The sequence below is a fragment of the Coprococcus sp. AF38-1 genome, assembly GCF_003603945.1.
In the GTDB taxonomy this organism is placed as follows: domain Bacteria; phylum Bacillota; class Clostridia; order Lachnospirales; family Lachnospiraceae; genus Coprococcus; species Coprococcus aceti.
The window spans coordinates 107909-130800 of record NZ_QVGO01000001.1 but is presented as its reverse complement, the minus strand read 5'-3'; the positions used below and the strand labels follow the sequence as shown (position 1 = coordinate 130800).

The following is a 22892-nucleotide window of genomic DNA, read 5'->3' as shown; positions in this document are numbered from 1 at the left end:
TTACTTATATGGAGTATATGGAGAATCTGACAGAATACGTGGAGAAGCAGGCTTCTCTCTGTCAGCAGCATGATGTGATAGACAAAGAGCTCTATGCCAGATACGGAGTAAAAAGAGGACTGCGTGATGAGAATGGACAGGGAGTTCTGACCGGTCTTACCAATATATCACAGATCATAGCATTTAAGGATGTGGATGGCCAGAAGGTTCCGTGTGACGGACAGTTATTGTACAGAGGCTATGATGTACAGGATCTCGTAAAAGGCGGCAAAGGAAAACGCCATATATTTGAGGAAGCTGCTTATCTTCTTCTCTTCGGAGAACTGCCTACCGAGGCTCAGCTCTCAGAATTCAGCAGTGTCATCGCCGAGTCCATGAACCTGCCGACCAACTTTACCCGTGATGTCATCATGAAAGCACCTAGTGTGGATATAATGAACTCCATGACAAGAAGTGTGCTGACTCTGGCTTCATACGATAATCAGGCTACCAACCTGGATATAGACAATGTTCTCAGACAGTGTATCGGTCTCATCGGAACATTTCCTATGATGGCTGTGTATGGTTATCACGCATACAACCATTATGAGAACGACGGAAGTATGTACATTCACAGACCTGACAAGGATGCTTCCGTGGCTGAAAACATCCTCAGGATGCTCAGGCCTGACATGAAGTATACCGAGCTTGAGGCAAGAGTTCTTGACATAGCACTTCTGCTTCACATGGAGCACGGCGGTGGTAACAATTCCACATTCACCACAAGAGTTGTAACGTCATCCGGCTCTGACACATACTCTGCCATTGCCGCCGCCCTTTCATCCCTCAAGGGAAGGAAGCATGGCGGAGCCAATCTGCAGGTTATGAACATGATGGATGATATAAAGGAGCACATAAAGGATTACCATGACGAAGAGGCCATAGAGGCATATCTGGATAAGCTGCTGAACAGGCAAGCCTACGACCACAAGGGACTCATCTATGGTATGGGCCATGCCGTTTACTCACTGTCAGACCCAAGAGAAAAAGTCTTCAAGTCATTTGTCGAACAGCTTGCCGCTGCCAAGGGCAGGGACGAGGATATGACTCTGTACAACAACATTGAGAAGATCGCGCCAAAGCTCATCGCCAAGGAACGCAAGATATACAAGGGTGTCAGCCCTAACGTAGACTTCTACAGCGGATTCGTGTATGAGATGCTCGGAATTCCTAGGGAGCTCTACACACCGCTCTTTGCGGTGGCACGTATAGTTGGATGGAGCGCTCACAGAATCGAGGAGCTTGTCACTACAGACAAGATCATCAGACCGGCATATAAGAGTCTGGTTAAGTATAGAGAATATGTAGACAGAGACGCCAGATAGTCAATGTGTTTTCAATAACCTTAAAGCCCTGTCAGACTTAACATTCATATGTATCCATAATATGAGACCCATATGAATGTTAAGTCTGACAGGGCTTTATGTTTTTCCTGTTTCTAGTTTGTATCCCCACTTCAATTCAGATCCCAATGAAAATATCCGGGATACATATCACAGACAATTATTTGATCTTCTCAATGAAATCGAGAAGATCATACTTGGATATAGCTCCGACACTCCTCGATGCCTCAACACCATTCTTGTACAGTATCAATGTCGGAACACTGAACACCTTATTGGCAGCCGCAAGTCCGGGATTCTCATCCACGTCCACACTGAAGAAGTCCACTTCACCATTCAGTTCATCTGCAACCGTGTGAAATACCGGTGCCATCATTTTGCACGGTCCGCACCATGTTGCTGAGAAATCCGCAACCGCCACACCGCATGCCTTTATATCTTCAAAATTATCGCCTTTTACCGTTTTTACCATACTGATCATCCTCCATTCTATTGTGATGAACACACGCATCATGCTGTGCTCCACACACATCTGTATATTTTCATTTCATAAACATTCCAGATAATATCTGCTAATATTCTGCCCTTATGTTCAGCTATCTACTCATGTTTTATACGTACATTTTGTCATATCCTGTCGGCCCGGTCAACAATTCTTACAGATTATTTTTATTATTTAAATTTAAAATCATTTTTTAACTACAAAACTGCCCTCCTCACTAATGTTCCGGAATCCCGGGTACTCATCCCAGTGAAGAGGGCAGCTTTATTTTATATTCTATATGATTCTACGCTTCGATCATCAATATAATTCTATGCTCCAATCATCAATCCAGCAGCTTCTTCATACTGTCAAGACTTATGAGAAGCGTCGATGAATTGTGAAGCAGTGCTGATGTGGTTGGCTGGATAACTCCCATCACGCCCAGGATGATAAGTCCTGTGTTGATGGTCACTATCTTGCGATAGTTCCTGTTGATCCTGCTCATCAGCTTATTGCTGAGCTCCTTAAGTGTTACGAGCTCGTACAGATTGTCTGCACTGACAGTTATATCTGCGATCTCTCTGGCAATCTCCGCGCCATCACTTACGGCAATTCCAGCATCGGATGCCGACAGTGCAGGTGAGTCATTGATTCCATCTCCCACCATGATGACCTTGCGGCCCGCAGCCTTCTCGGCCTCGACAAACTTTGCCTTGTCCTCAGGAAGGACCTCTGAGTAATACTCATCCACTCCTACCTGCTCTGCAATAGCCTTGGCCGTTCTGTCACTGTCTCCTGTCATCATGACAACCTTCTTGATTCCCAGCTTCTTGAGCCTTGAAACAACCTCGGCCGATTCCTGTCTCACCGGATCCTTGATGGATATGACTGCTGCCAGCCTGCCATCGATTCCCATGAACAGATGTGAATGAGTCTTGGACAACGACTCGTACAGCTCTATCTTATCCTCAGGTATCACACAGCCCTCATCCTCAAATACGAAATGATAGCTTCCTATGACAACCTTCTTGCCGTCTATGCTTGATGAGATACCGTGAGCCACAACATACTCAACCTTGGAGTGCATCTCCTCATGCTCCAGCCCCTTGGCTGCAGCTCCTGCCACAACCGCTCTTGCCATGGAATGAGGGAAATGCTCCTCCAGACACGCAGCTATCCTGAGCAGTTCATCAGGATCTCTTCCGTCAAATGATACGACGCGTACAAGCGTAGGTGATGCCTTTGTAAGTGTTCCTGTCTTGTCAAATACTATCGTGTCTGCATCAGCTACAGCCTCCAGGAATTTGCCGCCCTTGACTGTGAGGTGATGCTTATTTGCCTCCTGTATAGCAGACAATACCGCTATAGGCATGGACATCTTCAATGCACATGAATAGTCGACCATGAGTACCGCAAGTGTCTTGGTGATATTCCTTGTTAAAAGGTATGTGAGGATAGTTCCACCGAGAGTCCATGGCACAAGACCATCTGCAAGATGCTCTGCCTTGCTCTCAAGTCCTGACTTAAGCTTCTCAGACTCCTCTATCATCGCAACAACTTTATCATATCTGCTGGTCTTACCAGTCTTTACAACTCTGACTACCAGCTCACCTTCCTCAACAACTGTACCTGCATATACACTGTCTCCGTGTCCCTTGTGGACCGGTACTGACTCTCCGGTGAGGGATGCCTGATTGACCATGCCCTCGCCCTGATCCACAACACCATCAAATGGAATGACATTGCCCATATGAACCACTACCAGATCATCCTTTGCGATCTTCGCACTGTCCATAAGTACATCACAATCATCCACACGCACCCATACCTTATTGATATTGAGTGACATGCTTCTTGCCAGTCCATCCACCGACTTCTTATGTGTCCACTCCTCAAGGATCTCACCGATCTCCAGAAGGAACATGACTGATCCCGCTGTCGCGAAATCATTTGTCAGAATGGATGCTGTTATGGCTGTTGCATCGAGAACCGGCACCTCAAGCTTCCTGTTCGCAAGACACTTGAGCCCCTTGCCTATATACTTGAGAGCTTTGACGGATGTCAGACAATACCGAAGCGGCATTGGCATGATCCATTTCTTGGTCATGTACCAGGCGGTCTTCCAAAACAGCTTGTCCTCATACTGTCTGTTCATGACTCTGCCTGATGTCTCTGTGAGATCCGCCGGAACCTCCACCCTGTCATATCCAAACTGTCTCAGCGCATCTATCACCGCTGCACGGTCACCATCATATATGATGATCGCGTCACAGGTTCTGTCGTGCACCTTGACCTCTTCCACTGCCTCACAGTTCTCCAGATAATACTGAAGTATGTCGGCCTGTGCCATGGTCATGCGGCTCTGTGCCATGTGTATACGCAGACGATTCTTTGTTTCATTTAAAATAGAAAACTTCAAGATCTTCGCCTCTTTCTTATGTTTTGTCTTATACTGATTACTCTTCTACAGTCTCTGCTGCATCAGCGCTCTCAGCCTCTGTGCACTCAGTATCTTCAAAGTCAGCCTCTGCTGCCTTCTGTGCTCTTGCCTCGTTGATATCCTTTGCTCCTGCGTAGATATCACCACAGTTCTCCTGGATAGTATTTGCTGTCTTCATGACACAATCCTTTGCTCTAAGAACACCAGCTGTACAATGTGTATATACGTTCTTTGCATCCTTGCTTGAGAGAACCTTGATACCAGCTGTTCCAAATAATACTCCACCTGCAAATATTCCAAGCTTCTTCCAGTTTACCTTCTTTAATGCCTTCATCATGATTTTGTCCTCCTTGATTATATATTTATTCTGATTAATGATATGACCACTTATACGCATGATAGATTATATGACAGGCTTCGCCGTGATTCGATTTTTCTAATCACGGTTTGTTCAATCAAACTCTCCTTAACGTAAAAAATGCATTCTCGATCTTCGTACTGTAGAAAGAGTCTGCATCTGTTTCGTGGCTTTTTATTTGCTGTAAGTATAGCACTGTCCCCGGCGTTAGTCCAATATAACATTCGCAATTTAAATGACTTTTTTTCTCAATAAGTATCAACAAGCTATCTTACACTTGTGACATTTTGTAAGGTTGCTTTTTTTCCTTCTATATACTATCTTATTACTATTGGCAAAGTCATATATACAAAGGAGATTCCATGTATGGATAATTTCAATATCAAAAGTATTCTGGTAATATTATTTTTATTTTTCATAGGATGCATCATGGGCTGGTGCATTGAAGTCATATTCAGAAAGTTCTTCTCCAAGAGCAACCCAAGCCACAAATGGATCAACCCGGGATTCCTCATCGGACCTTACCTGCCTCTCTACGGTTCAGGCCTGGTGGTGCTGTATCTCCTGTCCCTGATCCATATAGATGCTGTTGACGCCCATCCTGTTTTGCAAAAGGTTCTGGTGGTACTGATCATGGCCATCGCCATGACCGTTGTGGAATACATTGCCGGACGTATATTTATAATAGGAATGAACATCAAGCTGTGGGACTACTCAGATGAGTGGGGCAATATACAGGGCATCATATGTCCGCTGTTCTCATTCTTCTGGGGTGTGATCGCGGCACTGTACTATTTCTTCCTCCATCCACACATACTGAACGCTGTGTACTGGCTGGCGGATCACCTGACATTCTCCTTCTTCATCGGTTTCTTCTACGGGGTATTCGTGATCGACTGCGTTGTATCATTCAACCTGATGAACAAGGTGAAGAAATTTGCGAAAGAGAATGATCTTATTGTCCGTGTTGAGGAACTCAAGTCCCGACTGGCTCTGGATCGTGAGAAGTTCAAGGAGAAGCCAAGCTTCCTTCTCTCTCTTCACGATACAGCATCGATCAAACGAGCATTTGAGAATAACCCTGAAAGCTTCTCCATAACAAAGAAGATCAAACTGAAGGCTGAGGAGCTTACAGAAAACGTAAAGGAAAAAAGCGCTGTGATAAGTGAAAATCTCAAGGAAAAGAGCGAGGTGATCACCGAGGGTATCAAGGCTGCCGGAACTGAGGCAAAGGCCCGCATAGGCGAGACCCTGAATCGAAATGATTCATCAGATGTGGCCGACACAGATCTGTTCGATAATTCCCACAGGGACATAACTGAACACAAGAATGAAAAATAATATCTTTCTAAGCATATAACAAAAGCAAAAATACCATGTACAGGCGAAATGCTGTACATGGTATTTTTTACGCGCTCTATTTACTTTTTATCTGTACTTGACACTAGCCTTCTTGTAGGTTCCTGCCGTCTTTCCTTTGTATGGTTTTACAAAGTATGTGTACTTTGTTCCTGACTTCACACGGCGGTCAAGATATGTTGTGGTCTTTGCTTTCACAACCTTCACACATTTGAATCTGCCGCTGCCTGTCTTTTTGTATATCTTATAGCCGGCGGCTCCCTTTGTCTTCTTCCAGGAGACTCTTACTCCCTGTGAGGTATTCTTTGCTCTTGCGGTCGTGCAACCTATATAATACTGGCTCTTTGCCTTGGAGCCGCCCTTTGTATAGCTGTTGTATGCCGATACTCTGTATGTGTAGGTCTTTCCTCCTACAACAGATCTGTCTACCATTGATCTCACAGAGCTTCCCTTCACTGTCTTTATAAGTCTGTATGCACCCTTGCCTGTGCGTCTGTATACCTTATAACCGGTGGCTTTTGAATCGGTATTCCAGGTGAGGCTTATTCCCTTACCTGTATTCTTCGTTTTGACCGTCACCGTCGCAAGCTTCAATTTGTCAAGTGTGACATTCTTGGTATATCCGCAGTTGCTGCATTTGTACTTCTGCGATCCCTGGGATGTGAATGTCGGCTGTTTTGTAACCTCTCCCGCCTGCCATTTGTGGCTCATACATGCTCCGAGATAGTAAGCGTCCTTTCTTGTACAGGATGGAGTGTCGGAAACCCAGATCACAACATCATTTCCGTAATATCCCATTCCATATATGTTTACACCTGATACATACTTCTGTCTTATGTCATATATAGCCCACGCCTTGCGCTCATTTACCTCAAGATCTATCCATGCAACATATCTCGATGTGCAGAAATAGAGCTTTTCCTGTGCAAGGAACAGTGTTCCATACTGTTTGTTAAGTGTCGTACCATCTGTATCCAGCCATTCATCCTGCCCGGTAAATATCGTTGTATTTACACCGTTGCTGAAGCTGTACTTGTTTATCTGATAGTATGATGACTGGCTGCCCTGCTTTATGCTGTACCAGTAGCCCTTTCTATAAAAGATGACCTTCTCAACGCCATTCCAGAACTGGCCTTTTTCATATCGCTTATCCGTGGCATTGCTGTATGTTCCCTTCCATACATTTCCCACCTTTGTGTCATATCTGCCAAGATAATAATCGCTGCTGGCGGCCTTAGTCTTACTGTTCAAGGTGTCAAAGCTTACAAGGAAATAATCATGCATCGACCTTCCCGGTATATCACTTGCGGGATCATCCCAGGTTGCGTCAACGTGATACCACTTTCCACCTATATTTACAACATTCCACGCATGGTTTACATACTGGCTTGTGGCAACTCCACTCGGAACCCCGGCTTTCCTGAGGAAATACCACATGGTCTCCGCATATCCCTGACACACGCTGCTCCTCTTAACCAATACACCATACATATCATACATGTGGTCTCTTCCGGTTGTTGGATCAAATTCCTTAGCCCCGCTGGTGTCATATGCAACTGTGGATGTCAGGAACTCATGATATGCAAGCACGATCTCTGCCGGCTTCATGTTCTTTGTATTTATCTGCTTGTTCACTTCCGCTATGGCTGCATCCAACTGCTTCTTTTCGGTTCGGGCATTTGGCTTGTATGAGAACTTCAGATACACGACCTTTCCTGTGGTCTGGTCATACAGATAACTGTATCTTGCCACATACACGACCTCGGGATGCGCATTCATTGCGGTTGTGACTACATTTGCAACATTTCGTGTGGTCAATCCCCAGCTCTTTACATTGAGTCTCGGTGAAAATTTCTCCACAGCGCCGACAATGGCACTCTCATATTTCTTTGAATTTGCCGCTGCCAGTGACGCTTCCGATGAATCCGATGCTTCATCTTCTATTATCTGTCCGCCAAATTGCAGGATGCCTGAAGTATCGCCCTCCTGCTCAAGCAACTGACCATAGCTGCTCTGTGATGAGTCATACTGTTCCTGAGTATCTTCCGCAAATGCTGGTATTTTTCCGCCGTACAGCACACACGCAGCGATGACGCCCACCACAAATATCATCCTGATACGCCGCACAGCTTCTGTGAGTCTTACATTTTCATATTTCATTCTTTTTCTCCCTTATAATTACGCAGTAAGCATCTACCTTTTTATTCTCTTCTGCGGTGACGCTGCACTGTATGTCTTATTATTCACTGCCTTCACAATGTAATAATAAGTCTGACCTTTCTTTGCCGTTTTGTCTGTCCAACTGAGAGTTTTCGCTGTTACAGTCTTGACTGCCCTGTATTTGCCTGTTGGTGTCTTTCTATACACAATGTATTTTTTTGCACCGGCAGACTTTTTCCAGGAAAGTTTCACTCCCTGTGCTGACTTCCTGACCGTGACAACCGGAGCCTTGATATAGAGAATACTTGCCTCTGTATATCCACTGAGTACATTTCCATTATATGCCTTTACACAGTAGTAATACCTGTTTCCTGACTTGACTGTCTTGTCTACATAGCTTGTCGTTCCCGACTTGACTGTCTTGATACATACATATCTTCCCTTTGCGGTTCTCCTGTATATCTTGTAGCCTGACGCCCCGGCAGATCTGTTCCAGGTAAGTTTTACCGCTGAGGTCTGCTGTGCGGCCTTTACTGTTACCTTTGTGAGCTTCAGCTTTGCAATTGTGACCTGCTTTGCTGCGCCACATGTCTTGCAAGTATATTTCCTGACTCCTGTAGCTGTATATGTAGCTTTCTTAGTAACCGTTCCATTATCCCATGCATGCTTTGTACATACAAGCCTGGCTATAGTCTTGGTCTTTGTCTCGCCACAGTTTGTACAGGTGTACTTTCTTGTTCCCTCTGTCTTGTATGTTGGCTGTTTTGTCACTACTCCGGCATCCCATGCATGATTTGTACATACAAGCCTGGCTATAGTCTCAGTCTTTGTCTCGCCACAGTTTGTACAGGTGTACTTTCTTGTTCCCTCTGTCTTGTATGTTGGCTGTTTTGTCACTACTCCGGCATCCCATGCATGATTTGTACATACAAGCCTGGCTATAGTCTCAGTCTTTGTCTCGCCACAGTTTGTACAGGTATACTTCCTGGTTCCCTCTGTCTTGTATGTTGGCTGTTTTGTCACTACCCCGGCATCCCATGCATGATTTGTACATACAAGCCTGGCTATAGTCTCAGTCTTTGTCTCGCCACAGTTCTCACATGTATATTTCTTTGTACCTGTGTTTGTATACGTAGGTGCTGTTACAATTACTCCGGCATCCCATGCATGGTTTGTGCAACCAATTTTCCCGATTATGTCTGTCTTTGTCTCGCCACAGTTCTCACATGTATATTTCTTTGTACCTGTGCTTGTATACGTAGGTGCTGTTACTACTACTCCGGCATCCCATACATGCTCGGTGCATACAAGCTTAGCTATGGTCTCTATCTTTGTCTCGCCACAGTTCTCACATGTATATTTCTTTGTACCTGTGTTTGTATACGTAGGTGCTGTTACTATTACTCCGGCATCCCATGCATGATCTGTACATACAAGCTTGGCTATAGTCTCGGTCTTTGTCTCACCGCAGTTCTCACATGTATATTTCTTTGTACCTGTGCTTGTATACGTAGGTGCTGTTACTACTACTCCGGCATCCCATACATGATCTGTGCACACCAGCTTGGCTATAGTCTCGGTCTTTGTCTCGCCACAGTTTGTACAGGTGTACTTCCTGGTTCCCTCTGTCTTGTATGTTGGCTGTTTTGTCACTACTCCGGCATTCCATGCATGCTCGGTGCACACCAGCTTGGCTATAGTCTCGATCTTTGTCTCACCGCAGTTCTCACATGTATATTTCTTTGTACCTGTGCTTGTATACGTAGGTGCTGTTACTACTACTCCGGCATCCCATACATGCTCGGTGCACACCAGCTTGGCTATAGTCTCGGTCTTTGTCTCGCCACAGTTTGTACAGGTATACTTCTTGGTTCCCTCGTTTTTATACGTTGGTGCTGTTACTATTACTCCGGCATCCCAATTATGACTGATACAAATATCCAGTGTGTACTCTTCATAGTTTTTATTATACTTTGTAGAATCGCTCGTATCCTTTGTCTGTTTCAGATTTGGTGTATCTGCAATGAAATACACAACCTTGCCATATTGCTCTCCAAATGCATACAGATTACTTCCAGATGCACTGTTATACTTTGTCCGTATGTTTAAAATCTCTACCGGGCTGGCCGCTGCAGATATCAGATCAATCTTTTTCAAGCTGTCCGGCGTTGCAAAATACAGACTATTGCCATGAAGATATATTGATCCGTAAACACCTGGATAGTATCCGCCACTTGGAGCTGTCCATTTTGCTGTGCCCGAATATATAACTTTGTTTGTGCCTGTTGAATACTGATACTTATTTATCTGGTAACCAGTATCTGATGCCCCACTTCCTATACTGTACCAATAACCATCCTTATATAAAATTGCTTTATTTACACCATTCCAGAACTTACCACTCTCATATGTTGTATCTATCGCAGATGTGTATGTATCTCCCCACTGTGCGCTGACAACCATATCCGTTCTGTCCTTAGTGTGGTTGGTTAGCGTATTCTTATTCATTGTATCAAAGCTCACAAGGAAATAATCGTGATTTGACCTTCCCGGCATATCCCACACTGGGTCATCCCATGTTGCATCCACATGATACCATTTTCCGTTTACCTTCACTATGTTCCATGCGTGATTTATATTCTGGCTTGATGCTATGGCACATGACAATCCTGCCTTTTTCAGCAGATAAAACATCGTCTCTGCATACCCCTGGCACACACTGCTGTGATTTACCAGTGCTCCATACATATCGTACTCGTGAGCTCCGCCTAAAGATCCCTGCAGATATGCAGCATATGCATAGGCAACTGTGGATGTAAGATACTCGTGATATGCAAGAACTATCTCCTCATCAGTCATTCCGCTTATGTCCACCCTGCTGTTCAGTTCATTGATCGCAGCATCCAGTTTCTGCTGCTCTTCTCTTGCGTTTGAAGTGTATGTAATGACAATCTTTGTGACAAGATTTGTACTCGGACTATAATAATATGATGTGCCCGCAATGCCAATAATCTCCGGATGTGAATTTATGACAGTATTTATCCCTCCGTTGTACGCCTCATCACGGGTTATCCCTATGTCAGACACATCTACACTGCTCTCGTAATTCTTGAATGCCTCCACCAGACGGGCATCAAATGCATCTTTATCATATGTGGATGCCAGAGTCGCAACATCGCCGGATGGCTGCGATATTCCAAGTCCACCCTTTTGCAGTGTATCCGACAGGTCAACTGTCTCTTCCACCAATGCCTCATCCTCAAAGCTGTCTTCATTTGCATGATAATCACTGGCAAATGCACTATATCGGACACCTCCCATTACCGCGATTGCCGTAAAAAATGCCACCACACCAACGCATAATCTTCTGCGCATATCTTTTCTCATATAGCTCCTCCTTTTCCACACTCTTTGTACTAGTCCGTTCATCCCCCAATTACTTAATATTATATATGATTTTTCCATCATCCGACAGCCCTTTAGGTCATTTCGTCTCATCTTGTAGGATATGTCAAACTGCGCAATTTTGAACAACAATATTCCGTTTTGTAAAATTGTTTTAACAGCTTTATTTAAGCCAATCTCCGAGTGCTTCAGGCAATATTGTATCAATCGTCACGCCTGGCAGTCTTTTGTATATTTTGCACAATTTAATTTTATTTTTCAAATCTCCATTGAATTATTTGTCTATCTATGTTACCTTTATTTCGTAAGTTATGCAACCGCTTGCGCATATTGTTAAGCAAAGCTGGTATGCATAGCTGGTGTTCCGTTCCAAACACAGGAGGTTTCAGATAAATGAATAAAAACAAACTTTTCCCACAGATAAATGGAATCCTACATGGAGGAGATTACAACGCAGAACAATGGCTGGACCGCCCTGATATCCTGGCTAAGGATATCGAGCTGATGAAGGAGGCAGGAATGACTTCCGCTACTCTTGGTGTATTTTCATGGTCAGCATATGAGCCTGTTGAGGGCGAATACCATTTTGACTGGCTGAAGGATGTTATGGACAACCTGTATAATGCAGGCATTTACACCGTTCTTGCCACGCCATCGGGCGGCAAACCGGCATGGATGGCACAGAAGTATCCTGAGATCAGGCGTGTGGATTCCTATGATGTCCGGGAACACCAGGGTGTACGTGAGAACCACTGCATGAGCTCACCTGTATACAGAGAAAAAGTTGACAATATCATCCGTCAGCTCCACGCCCATGTGGGAAACCATCCGGGACTCATCATGTGGCATGTGTCAAATGAGCTTGGTGGCGAGTGCTACTGCCGTCTCTGTGTGAAAAGATTTCAGAATTACCTCGCAGAGAAGTTCGACCACGACATAAACAAGCTGAACAAAGCATGGTGGACCACCTTCTGGAGTCACTCATACAACAGCTTCTCCCAGATCGAGCCGCCTTATAAAAATGGAGATTTCAGCATTATGGGACTGAATCTCGAATGGAAGAGATTCACCACATGGAACATGAACGATTACATGAAGTCAGAGATAAAGCTCCTCAGAGAACTCACCCCTGACATACCGATAACTACCAACTTCATGCAGCTCTATGACGGTCTCGACTACAGACCGATGGCAAAGGAGCTGGATGTGATCTCATGGGATTCATACCCTAGATTCCACAATGACTACGAGAGTCTTGCGGATGTCATGGGCCAGAATACATTTGACCACGCGGTTATGAGATCCATGAAGAAGGACAAACCTTTCATGCTTATGGAGAGTGCTCCGGGGCTTGTAAACTGGCATCCATACAACAAGCTGAAGAGACCTGGCATACACAGACTGTTCTCATACAACGCAATCGCCTGCGGTTCTGATACAGTCCAGTATTTCCAGTGGAGAAAGGGCAGAGGCTCATTTGAACAGTATCACGGTGCCGTTGTTGACCATCTCGGAACAAATGACACCAGAATATTCAAGGAGGTTGCCGCCCTCGGCGCAGAGCTTGATGGGCTCTCCGAGATAACCGGCACACTCATCAGATCAAAGGTTGCACTGCTGTTCGACTGGGACAATATGTGGGCCATAGATGATGTCAAGGCTCTGGGGCAGGAATCAAAAAAATATCCTGAGACCTGTATGTCTGTATACAAAGAGCTGACAAAGCGCGGCGTTGACGTGGACGTCATTGCATCCGATGAACCACTCGACGATTACGATGTGGTTGTTGCACCTATGCTCTACATGCTGAGAGATGGCGCAGCCGAGTCTCTTGCCGCATTTGTAAAGAGGGGCGGACAGCTTCTATCCACTTACTTTACGGGCTATGTAGACAAGGATCAGCTCTGTATACTCGGTGGATTCCCGGGAAATGGACTTGCAGATGTATTTGGAATCATCAGTGAAGAGATAGACACCCTGTATCCATCTGACAGAAACAGCGTGAGCTTCACAGATGGCAGTTCATGCGAACTCCGTGACTATGCTGAGATCCTGAGAGTCGGAACGGCGGATGTACTTGGAACCTACGATTCTGATTTCTACGCCGGAAATGCAGCAGTGACAGTGAACAGCTACGGCAAAGGCAAGGCCTACTACGTAGCTGCAAGAATAGATTACAGCAAACTTGGTGAGATCATGGAGCGGATGCTGGCAGATGCCGGAATAGCAACCAAATGTCTGCCTGACGGAGTTCAATATCACCGCAGATACGCAGATGACGAAACCTCATATGGTTTCTACCTGAATAATACCGATGAACCTCAGTCCATATCCGATGTTCATGGAACCAATATTCAGACTCAGAATGTAGTTGATGGAGAGCTTGAGTTAACCCCGCTCGGAGTCGCCATCATCAAAGAAAAACAATTAATATAATTATGGTAATGACTTATCTTCCTGTCTTACCCTACAGGAAAATATAGTTTTTATATTTTGCAGTCTGCCTGTTGCTAAAGCCGTACCTCCCTCCCGGATAATATCTGAAATTTATCCTTTGCGGTCATACACGCCAGGCGGAACATATACCTTAAAACCTTTTTAAAAGGCGGTGATACCTTAGTATGGTGTATCACCGCCTCGTGTTTTTTGTACCTTTACTTATATCTGTCACAAATGCGTTATATCATTCTGAGTATCGAGTGATCGCATCCGGCGCCCATCATTAGTTGTCGAGATGCTCCAGCTTATCCTCTATCGCCTTGATAACGATCTTGAGGGCTTTTATTCTGGCATACTTCTTGTCATTTGACTCCAATATGTGCCATGGCGCAAAGCTGGTGTTGGTCTTTTCCAGCATCTCATCCACCGCAGTCTCATAGTCATCCCATTTGTCACGGTTGCGCCAGTCCTCATCTGTGATCTTCCAGCGTTTCTCAGGTGTGTTCTGTCTGAGTGTGAATCTCTCAAGCTGTGTATCCTTGTCGATCTGAACCCAGAATTTGATGACGATCGCACCCCAGTCGTGGAGTTCCTTCTCGAATTCATTTATCTCGTTGTACGCTCTCTGCCAGTCATTTTCCGAACAGAAGCCCTCAAGTCTCTCAACCATGACTCTGCCATACCATGTTCTGTCAAATATCGCCACATGTCCTGACTTAGGAAGTCTTGTCCAGAATCGCCACAGAAAATGCCTTGCTTTCTCATGCGGCTCAGGACTTGCTATAGGATTTACCACATAACCTCTCGCATCAAGTGCCTCCGCTATCCTCTTGATATTTCCACCTTTGCCTGCCGCATCCCAACCTTCGTAGCCTATGATAACAGGTATCCTCTTCTGGTAAAGCTCATTGTGCAGTCTTCCGAGTTTCTTCTGCAGCTTGTCAAGTTCCTCCTTGTACTCCTCATCCGTCAGTTTCTTGTCGAGAGACACCTCGGAAAGTTTCGGGATCTTCTTGAGCGCAAATGTATTCTGCAGTATAGGTACAGCATGCCCCTGATTGAGCAGCGCAGTATCTATTCCCTGATTGATGATATCGAGTATCTGAAGTTCTGCCCATTTTCTCTCCTTTGCATCTATCATGTACCACGGTGCATTTGACAGATTGGTGTCATACATGAAGCTGTCAAATGCCTCAAGATACTCGTCATACTTTTTGTTCTGCTTCAGATCATGCTTAGACACTCTCCAGCTTGTAGTATCATCTTCAAGAAGTGTTTCAAGCCTCTTCTTCTGCTCATGCTTGTCTATCTGGAAGAAAAATTTCATGACCAGATATCCGTTGTCCGCCAGAGTCCTCTCAAATCTCTTGGTGCTGTCAACTCTCTTCCGGTATTCCTTGTCTGACAATTCTCCAGACATCTTGCCACCTACTATGTCCCTCATCCATCCACCATCCAGAAATACAAACTCCCCCTGTTCCGGTATTCTCGTAAAATACTTGTACAGAAATGGTCTGCGTTTTTCCTCATCTGTGGAATACTTCACTGACTCAACGTTGAAAAATCTCGGATCCATATTCTTTATGATCCTTCCCACAAGACTTCCCTTACCTGCGGCTCCCCAGCCCTCAAATATGACAAATACAGGTATCTTACCTTCCTTTACCTTGATCTGATTGCGTGTCAGATTCTCTCTGGCAATCTTTAACCGCGTATCTATCTCCTCATCCGATGGGCGCTCCGGCCTGTTCCAATCCTTTAACATGTAACCCACTCCTTTCACGTTGTCTTTTCGTTTGTTTTTATGAATAATATACCCCATTTTCTGAAAACAAATGCCGCTTCGCGTCGCGCATTTTTCTTCTTGCGATATCATTATACTACTTTCTTTTGAGTTGATACATCTGAAAAAACATTAAGATGTGTAAGGGAAAGCATATTGCAGAGTTAGAACTCATATGCTATAATGTCAGCAACAATGAAACAAGAAATTCTGACATATGCTTTCCCAAAAGCATAACGAAAACCCCAGTAGTTGGCGCTACTGGGGTTTTCTCCGTCTTTTAAAGGCGACGTACTCCTTGGGCTGATTACCACTTACTTATCTCCGTCCAGCCACTTGCAAATATAGTAGGCTACTATACTTGCCACGACGGAAATTAAAAATGAAACAAGAAGTTCTGTCACTGCGCTCCCCCCTTTCCTAGCCTGTCTAGGGGTGGCAACATCTGTATTGTGACATATTATCTTTTTCTTTTCAATGGGTTTACATAACTATACAAAATGTATAGTTTTATACATTACTACATATAAAATCCCCGGCAGCATACTGACATGTGTCCTGGATTTCAGGTACATATCAAAGGCCACCGGGGCTTAATTATCACTATAATTCTCTATATTATGACAGCTCCAGATCAGGCTTGCCATACTCAGCAAGCTTCACATCATATGCCTTGCGCATAGCTGCCTCAAATGGTATCTCTTTCATAGGAGCATCCAGTTTTTCCAACAGATAATGTACAAAATCAGGATTCTGAATGAGCAGTGGTCCATGAATGTATGTCGCAATTACTCTGTTCTTGCAGATTCCCTCATTCATGGTATCAGGATTGCTGCCCTGTCCGATCTCCACCTTGCAGAATGTCATATCATCAGGTATTCCGTAAGTGTGGGCAAATCGGCTTGTGTATCCGATGAGTGTCATATCGTTGAACTTCGCCTTGATGAGCGTGTTGAAACGATTCGGAGTCTGGCGGACTGAGTACATGCCCGGAACAACGCCAAGTCCTGTAACTCTGGTTCCATCCTCTCTCTTGATATAATCACCAAGGAGTTCCATGGAATTGCCAACCAGAAGGAAAAGCGCCTTTCCATCCTTCATGCATGCTGCGATCTCGTCCTTGTACTGCATCAGTCTGTCAAGCACGAGCTCCTGGCTCTTCTCGCTCATGGAACACATATACACCATGTCTATATTCTCTTTGAGGAAGAGTGGCTTCTCATTAAGTCCTGTTGTCACAAATTCCGCATCCGGCAGACATTTCTGCAGGTACATTGTATTTCCTTTGTCACCGTAGAGTGTACATATTTCCGGATATAAAATCTCAATCTTCATTATTTGTCACCCTCCAGTCTCTTGATTATCTTCTTCTTCATCTCACATGACATTCCGTAATTCTCACAGTCGTACAGGATATATATTCTGTCAACACCATCTATAGTCACATCATCTGCCGCAGCGACCTCGCTGAGATTTGTGAGTATCTTCTCCTCAGGGATACCTGCCAGTAAGCATCTCACCTTGTGGTCGTAGCATCTAGGTCCTGTGCAGATGACCTGTACAACATCATCCCTGTTGAACTGCTCATACTCCAGATCGTATATCCAGCCTGAGAACTCTATACTCTTCTGTCTGTCCTCAAGATCGTCCATCGCAAGGAGGATAGCCTTCTTGCCCTCCTCATTTGCCACATACTCAAATGTTCTGGATGAAGAAACAGCACTCTGTCCCTTTGAGAGCGCCTGGATTACTGTAACACCATTCACTGTGGTCTCGTTGTGGCGGGAATCCGGTATATGGATCTGACCCATGAGTTCCTTGATTCTCTCAGCCGAGAGACCGATCTCGCGCAGTGCCGAGATAACTGTAACTTCATTATATATATTGAAGAGAGCTGTATGGATCAGCGGATAAACTGTCTTCTTGTCTCCCTCCTGTATAGTAATTGTCATCTTCTCTCTGTCTATGTCGGTTGCCAGATACTTCTTGTCTGGTGAGTGAAGTCCACACTTCGGGCATACCACATCGCCGATGTGATGATATCTGAGGTAATTGTACTTCAGCTTCTCGCCGCAGTTAGGGCAGATCTGGTAATCCGCGATAAGGTTGTATGGCTCGGTCTTGTCATCAGGCTGCTTGCCGATTCCATAGAACACTCTGTAGCTGTCTTTCTTCAACATGCTTGAGCAAAGCTCGTCCGCATTCAGGATAACCTTTGCAGAATCAGGGCAGTAGGTATCTATGACACTGAAAATATAGTCAGGGTGAGCATTTCTCTTGAGTGAATCTCTGAAAAGCCCTGTCACAACAAGATAATCCGGCTTCACATATGGAAGTATCAGCCTTGAAGCACGCTCGTCCACCTCAAATACAGTGGCATCCACTCTGACCTTTCCCGTAAATGTAAGGCTGTTGATGACATTTGTCGTACAGCCAGGGACGATATTGGAACCTGTTCTGTTGCTGACAACTCTTCTTCCATCCTTCTCCAAAACATCAGTTATCAGGTTACTACAGGTGGTCTTACCATTTGTTCCTGTGACACATATCGTAAGCGGTGCCTTGGGCGCCTGTGCCAGGAAATCCGGACATATCTTCAGGGCGATAACTCCAGGTGTATGCGTACCGTTCCTACCCAGGAGCTGGATGAGTCCCTTGCTCAGTTTGGCGGCTGCGAGAGCCACATGAAATCTAAAAGATGACATAGCTATTCATTCTCCTTATATATACAAATAAAACTCATGTAATTCTACAACCTTTGACAGATGTTGTCAATTATACCAGCACATAACAAGACTATGATTTCGCCTCTTTCCAGTGTTTCCTGTAATTTATCCTGCGATATGAATTCGGAGTCGCTCCATATTTTGTCTTGAAGCATTTTGCAAAATAGCTTCCGCTGGCAAATGCCAGATACTGCGATATCTCCGTACAGGAAAAATCTGAATACAGGAGCATATTTCTGGCAGTCTGAAGCTTCTTCTCCATGATGTAATCTGAGATTGTCTGACCGACCTCCTTATGAAATAGTTTGCTCAGATAAGAGCGTTCCACTCCCACAAATTCTGCCACTTCCCGCACATCTATCCGCTCATGCAAATGGTCATATACGTAATCCATAGCCTTGACACAGTGTGGCGATATGACTGTTTTCTTCTTCACCCGGCGCATCCTTTTGGCATAATCCATGATTATCTGATTATGTATCTCTATGACCTGCTGCGTGGTCTGTGCTTTGTCCAGCTTATTAATATAGAAGTCACTGAGATTGTAGCTTTCCATCTCCTCCATGCCCTCTTCTATGCAAAATCTGGATATCATCGCCACAAGCACGATCTCGTGATATCTTCTGTTTCGGACTTTATCCTCCGACAATATTCCCCTGGCTGCCAGAACCTCGGCATCCTCCTCTCCTGCGAGGAGCATACCCGACAGTGCCTTCACATTGCCACTGCTGACAAGCTGATAGAAGTCAAGTTCACTGTCGTATGTCGGGTGCGCCAGTCCGTATTCTCTCTGTACAAACTGCTGTTTTACGATCTCGTTCGATATATTCATGGTCCATCCTCCTTTCTATTATATTACTATAGCATAATTATTATATTAATGACACATTTGTTGTATTTGCATAAAGCTGCAAATGCTACTATAAAGTCACAGAAAACGAAACTGATAAGCACTCCCGAACGGCAAATGAGTGCAATATATATTTTATTATTTCACAGGAGGTTAAAGATTATGAGAACTTTAGACGGATTCAAAAAAGGCGTAAATTTAGGTGGATGGCTTTCACAGGGACCACTTGACAAGGAGCATCTTGACACATTTATCACAGAAAAAGATATTGCAAGAATAGCATCTTGGGGACTTGACCATGTTCGTCTTCCTATCGATTACGATAATTTTGAAAATGAGGACGGAAGTGATAAGGAATACGGCTACGCTTACATCGATTCATGCATTGAGTGGTGCCGGAAGTACAAACTCAACATGGTCCTTGACCTGCACAAGACATATGGATATATATTTGACGACGAGGCTCATCTTCTTGAATTCTTCCATGAGAAACCTCTTCAGGATAGATTCTATGGAATATGGAGAAAGCTTATAGACAGATATGCAAAGGATGCAGACATAATAATGTTCGAGCCGTTGAACGAGGTCGTAAGTCCAACCGTTGTAAACGAGTGGAACGAAATATCAAGCAAATTCATCGAGATCATCCGAGCTAAAGCACCTACTGCCAAGATCCTGCTCGGTGGGGTTGGCTACAATGCTGTTACATCTATAAAACTTCTCCCTCATCACAACGATGAGAACATAGTTTACAATTTCCACTGTTACGAGCCAATGGTATTTACCCACCAGTCTGCTTACTGGGTAACAGGTATGCCTTCAGATTTCCATATCGAATATCCGGGGGATTTCAATGACTACATGGAGAAATCCCGCCAGATCGAAGGGTGTATGCATGGGGCCATCACCGAGAGTAGCCTTGGACTTAATTCCATCGGCCCTGATTTGTTCGAAAGAATGTTCCTCGACGGCATAAAAGCTGTTGAAGAAAGAGACGGATTTATGTACTGCGGCGAATATGGTGTTATAGATCAGGCACCACTTGATGGAACTCTGAACTGGTACAAAGATATCCATTCTGTATTTGAAAAGTACGGAATAGGCCGTGCAGCATGGAACTACAAGGAAAAGGACTACGGTCTTTGTGGCGAGCACTATGCCCCTATCATCAGCGAGCTTGTCAAATATATGTAATACATAAAACGAACCTTCCCAGTTATATAAACCAAGCCGGTTCTCACTCATAGAGAACCGGCTTTTTGTCACTCCTGTTATTGTATAAATAAAACTACAGGAGTGTTTTACCATGCAGAATTTATTATTTTGTTTTATATCCATGTTGTCCAGCGCCCGCCCTGGTTAGGAGCACCACGGTTTCAACAGTTGTTTCAGTTTCCAAGGGAAGTTCTTTCACTTCCTCACCATCAACAGGCACAGGAAAATTGAATACGATCTTCTTTATCCAACTACCGTCTTTTCTCTTTTCCGGGAACATCTCAATTCGCTCGATAAAGGCCTTCATAAACTCCTTCTGCTCCGCTTCCGTTGCGGAATGGTAGACTTCATCAAATGCCAGTAACAAGCGATAGATATTGTCACCGGAAATCTTCTCCTGCTGTATGTTGCGGATCTGACTTTGCAATTCGCCAATCTGAACTTTGATTTCCTCTATGGTATCATACTGCTCATCATAGCGGCGCTGCAAGTCTAAAATCTTTCTGTCATAGTGGACATCGTTGATGTCCAAGGTATCCATCTGACGCTCCAAGCGACTTTTCGTTCCAAAGGCTTGCTTTAGCTGCCCTTGCAGAACGGCGATCTGCTTTTCCATATCCTCTGTATCAACCGCCGTTCCGATTTTCGCTTGAATCGCTTCCACAAACCGGGGATTGTTGACCATAGCAGAAATAATCTTCGCCACAAATTTATTGATTTCCGTCTGCTCGATATTCAGTCGGAAGCTGCACTCATGCCCGGTAGGTGTAACCGTATTTTTGCAGTAGTAATAATACCGTGTTTTTTTGTCCTTGCTGTGCGCCTTGGCGATATTGCCGTACATACTCTTACCGCAGCATGGACATTTCAAGATACCGGACAGGATGTGTGCATGGTCTGGATTGTTGACCTTTTCCCGCTTGAAAGAATTGATCTTGCGCTTTTCCTGTGCCAGATACCAATCTTCTTCGGAAATGATAGCTTCGTGCTGTCCTTCATAAACCGGGAACTCCGACTGCTCAACCACGTGCATCTCATTTCTTGTACCTTGCCTCTTTTCGGTTCTCCGTCTGCCATAAGCAATTTTACCCATATAAACGGGATTATCCAGTACGTCCTGCACGAAGTTCCTTGAAAATCCGGGGATGGTGTTATTTTGCCGCAGCTTCTTCACAAACCCGTTGCGGTTCAGATATTTTGCAACTCCTGTAACACCCTCGTTTGTATGAATATAACGATCATAGATTACTCGGATAACTTCCACTTCATCCTCTGCAATGACAAGGTTTCCATTTTCCAGTTTGTATCCATATGGAGCGAAACCGCCGTTCCATTTGCCCTCACGAGCCTTTTGCTCACGTCCTGCCATTGTCTGTGTGCGGATATTTTCTCGCTCAATCTCTGCCACCGCAGACAGCACAGAGATCATCAGCTTTCCTGCATCCTTGGAGCTGTCAATGCCATCCTCCACGCAGATCAGATTGACACCGAAATCCTGCATGAGTTGCAAAGAGTTCAGAACGTCCGCTGCATTTCTGCCAAATCGGGACAGCTTAAAGACCAACACATAAGAAACATCATCTTTGCCGTCCTGGATGTCATTCAGCATCCGTTGAAACTCCTGCCGCCCTTGAATGTTCTTTCCGGAAAAGCCCTCGTCAGAATACTCCCCTGCAACGATCATATCCTCGTATGCCGCATACTTCCGCAGCTTGTCACGCTGGGCATCCAAGCTGTATCCGTCAACCTGCATCGAGGTGGACACTCTTGTATAAAGATAGCATTTAAGTTGTTTCTTTTTCAGAATCTCCACCTCCCTCATTCCTTCCTTTTACCATAAGTCCCTCGTTGCGGATATAATACTCCAAAAGCCACAGCACATAATCCGGTGCATGGCGGTTGTCCAATTCCCATTCAGTCATAGTCCGGTAAGGAATATGGACGAGCTTGCAAAAATCTTTCCGATTCAGTCCTGTGCTTTCACGCAACTTTATAATTCTGTTTTTACAATCCATCCGTCTTTTCTCCACAAAAGCAAAAAAATACACGTTGCGTAATCATTATAGCATAGCCATAGTGAATACGCAACGTGTAAATTGCAAATTTTACGCAGCCTTATCCGTCAAAAGCTGCGCTTGATTACTTTCCTCGGAATGCTCCACTCCCTGCGGTGCGTCCTGTTCCAATTTATCCAAAACCTGATGTCCATATTTCTGGAGCATCTGGCTCATAACATCCACACAGCGGTCAAATGCCGCATTATATTTCGCTTCCTCATAATATTTCTTCAA

16 protein-coding genes are annotated in these 22892 nt (G+C 44.7%); 4 read left to right on the top strand and 12 right to left on the bottom strand.

The window, feature by feature from the left end; translation table 11 throughout:
• Positions 1–17: 17 nt before the first annotated feature.
• Positions 18–1364 carry a citrate/2-methylcitrate synthase gene (locus DW025_RS00620; RefSeq protein WP_118758116.1) on the top strand — a complete coding sequence of 449 codons (1347 nt, stop codon included), beginning with the start codon at positions 18–20 and terminating at the stop codon, positions 1362–1364.
• Between the two features lie 178 nt (positions 1365–1542).
• On the opposite strand, the gene trxA is transcribed toward DW025_RS00620, so the two are convergent.
• The 3 genes from trxA to DW025_RS00605 all read right to left on the bottom strand — a co-directional run bounded on the left by trxA (position 1543) and on the right by DW025_RS00605 (position 4643).
• Entirely contained in the window at positions 1543–1854 is a 312-nt protein-coding gene (gene trxA, locus DW025_RS00615) for a thioredoxin (RefSeq protein WP_022217252.1), read from the bottom strand.
• 355 nt (positions 1855–2209) lie between these two features.
• The gene (locus DW025_RS00610; RefSeq protein WP_117550919.1) at positions 2210–4285 is read right to left on the bottom strand and encodes a heavy metal translocating P-type ATPase; all 2076 of its coding nucleotides are present in this window, start codon (positions 4283–4285) and stop codon (positions 2210–2212) included.
• A 37-nt stretch (positions 4286–4322) separates the two neighbouring features.
• Positions 4323–4643 (bottom strand): DUF6110 family protein, encoded by a 321-nt coding sequence (locus DW025_RS00605; protein WP_022217250.1) that lies wholly within the window; start codon positions 4641–4643, stop codon positions 4323–4325.
• Positions 4644–5030: 387 nt separating this feature from the next.
• Here DW025_RS00605 and DW025_RS00600 point away from each other — a divergent pair, with 387 nt between their 5' ends.
• On the top strand, positions 5031–6005 hold the full coding sequence (locus DW025_RS00600; RefSeq protein ID WP_118758030.1) for a putative ABC transporter permease: 975 nt from the start codon (positions 5031–5033) through the stop codon (positions 6003–6005).
• 87 nt (positions 6006–6092) lie between these two features.
• Here the strand turns inward: DW025_RS00600 and DW025_RS00595 are convergent, their stop codons facing one another.
• A complete protein-coding gene (locus DW025_RS00595; protein ID WP_119998133.1) occupies positions 6093–8183 on the bottom strand; it encodes a fibronectin type III domain-containing protein in 2091 nt (696 codons plus the stop codon).
• A 33-nt stretch (positions 8184–8216) separates the two neighbouring features.
• Positions 8217–11570, bottom strand: a complete 3354-nt coding sequence (locus tag DW025_RS00590) for a transglutaminase domain-containing protein (protein ID WP_119998131.1) — start codon at positions 11568–11570, stop codon at positions 8217–8219.
• 411 nt (positions 11571–11981) lie between these two features.
• Here DW025_RS00590 and DW025_RS00585 point away from each other — a divergent pair, with 411 nt between their 5' ends.
• Entirely contained in the window at positions 11982–14024 is a 2043-nt protein-coding gene (locus DW025_RS00585) for a beta-galactosidase (RefSeq protein ID WP_119998129.1), read from the top strand.
• A 286-nt stretch (positions 14025–14310) separates the two neighbouring features.
• Here the strand turns inward: DW025_RS00585 and pap are convergent, their stop codons facing one another.
• From pap to DW025_RS00565, 4 genes are all read right to left on the bottom strand, one after another.
• Positions 14311–15792: a polyphosphate:AMP phosphotransferase gene (gene pap / locus DW025_RS00580; RefSeq protein WP_119998128.1), complete on the bottom strand. Its 1482-nt coding sequence runs from the start codon at positions 15790–15792 to the stop codon at positions 14311–14313.
• A gap of 636 nt (positions 15793–16428) precedes the next feature.
• Positions 16429–17145, bottom strand: coding sequence for a glutamine amidotransferase (locus tag DW025_RS00575; RefSeq protein ID WP_022215872.1), 717 nt, complete (start codon positions 17143–17145; stop codon positions 16429–16431).
• Complete coding sequence (locus DW025_RS00570; protein ID WP_022215873.1) at positions 17145–18515, bottom strand: Mur ligase family protein; 1371 nt, start codon at positions 18513–18515, stop codon at positions 17145–17147. Before DW025_RS00570 ends, DW025_RS00575 begins: the two co-directional genes overlap by 1 nt.
• A 91-nt stretch (positions 18516–18606) precedes the next feature.
• A complete protein-coding gene (locus DW025_RS00565; RefSeq protein WP_117550934.1) occupies positions 18607–19368 on the bottom strand; it encodes a helix-turn-helix transcriptional regulator in 762 nt (253 codons plus the stop codon).
• A gap of 180 nt (positions 19369–19548) precedes the next feature.
• Between DW025_RS00565 and DW025_RS00560 the strand changes: the two genes are divergently transcribed.
• On the top strand, positions 19549–20580 hold the full coding sequence (locus DW025_RS00560) for a glycoside hydrolase family 5 protein (protein ID WP_119998126.1): 1032 nt from the start codon (positions 19549–19551) through the stop codon (positions 20578–20580).
• A 124-nt stretch (positions 20581–20704) separates the two neighbouring features.
• Here the strand turns inward: DW025_RS00560 and DW025_RS00555 are convergent, their stop codons facing one another.
• The 3 genes from DW025_RS00555 to DW025_RS00545 form a co-directional block, all read right to left on the bottom strand.
• Positions 20705–22405, bottom strand: a complete 1701-nt coding sequence (locus DW025_RS00555) for a recombinase family protein (protein WP_279221683.1) — start codon at positions 22403–22405, stop codon at positions 20705–20707.
• A complete protein-coding gene (locus DW025_RS00550; RefSeq protein ID WP_015540908.1) occupies positions 22386–22616 on the bottom strand; it encodes a helix-turn-helix domain-containing protein in 231 nt (76 codons plus the stop codon). Before DW025_RS00550 ends, DW025_RS00555 begins: the two co-directional genes overlap by 20 nt.
• Before the next feature lie 90 nt (positions 22617–22706).
• Positions 22707–22892, bottom strand: coding sequence for a hypothetical protein (locus tag DW025_RS00545; RefSeq protein WP_021683581.1), 186 nt, complete (start codon positions 22890–22892; stop codon positions 22707–22709).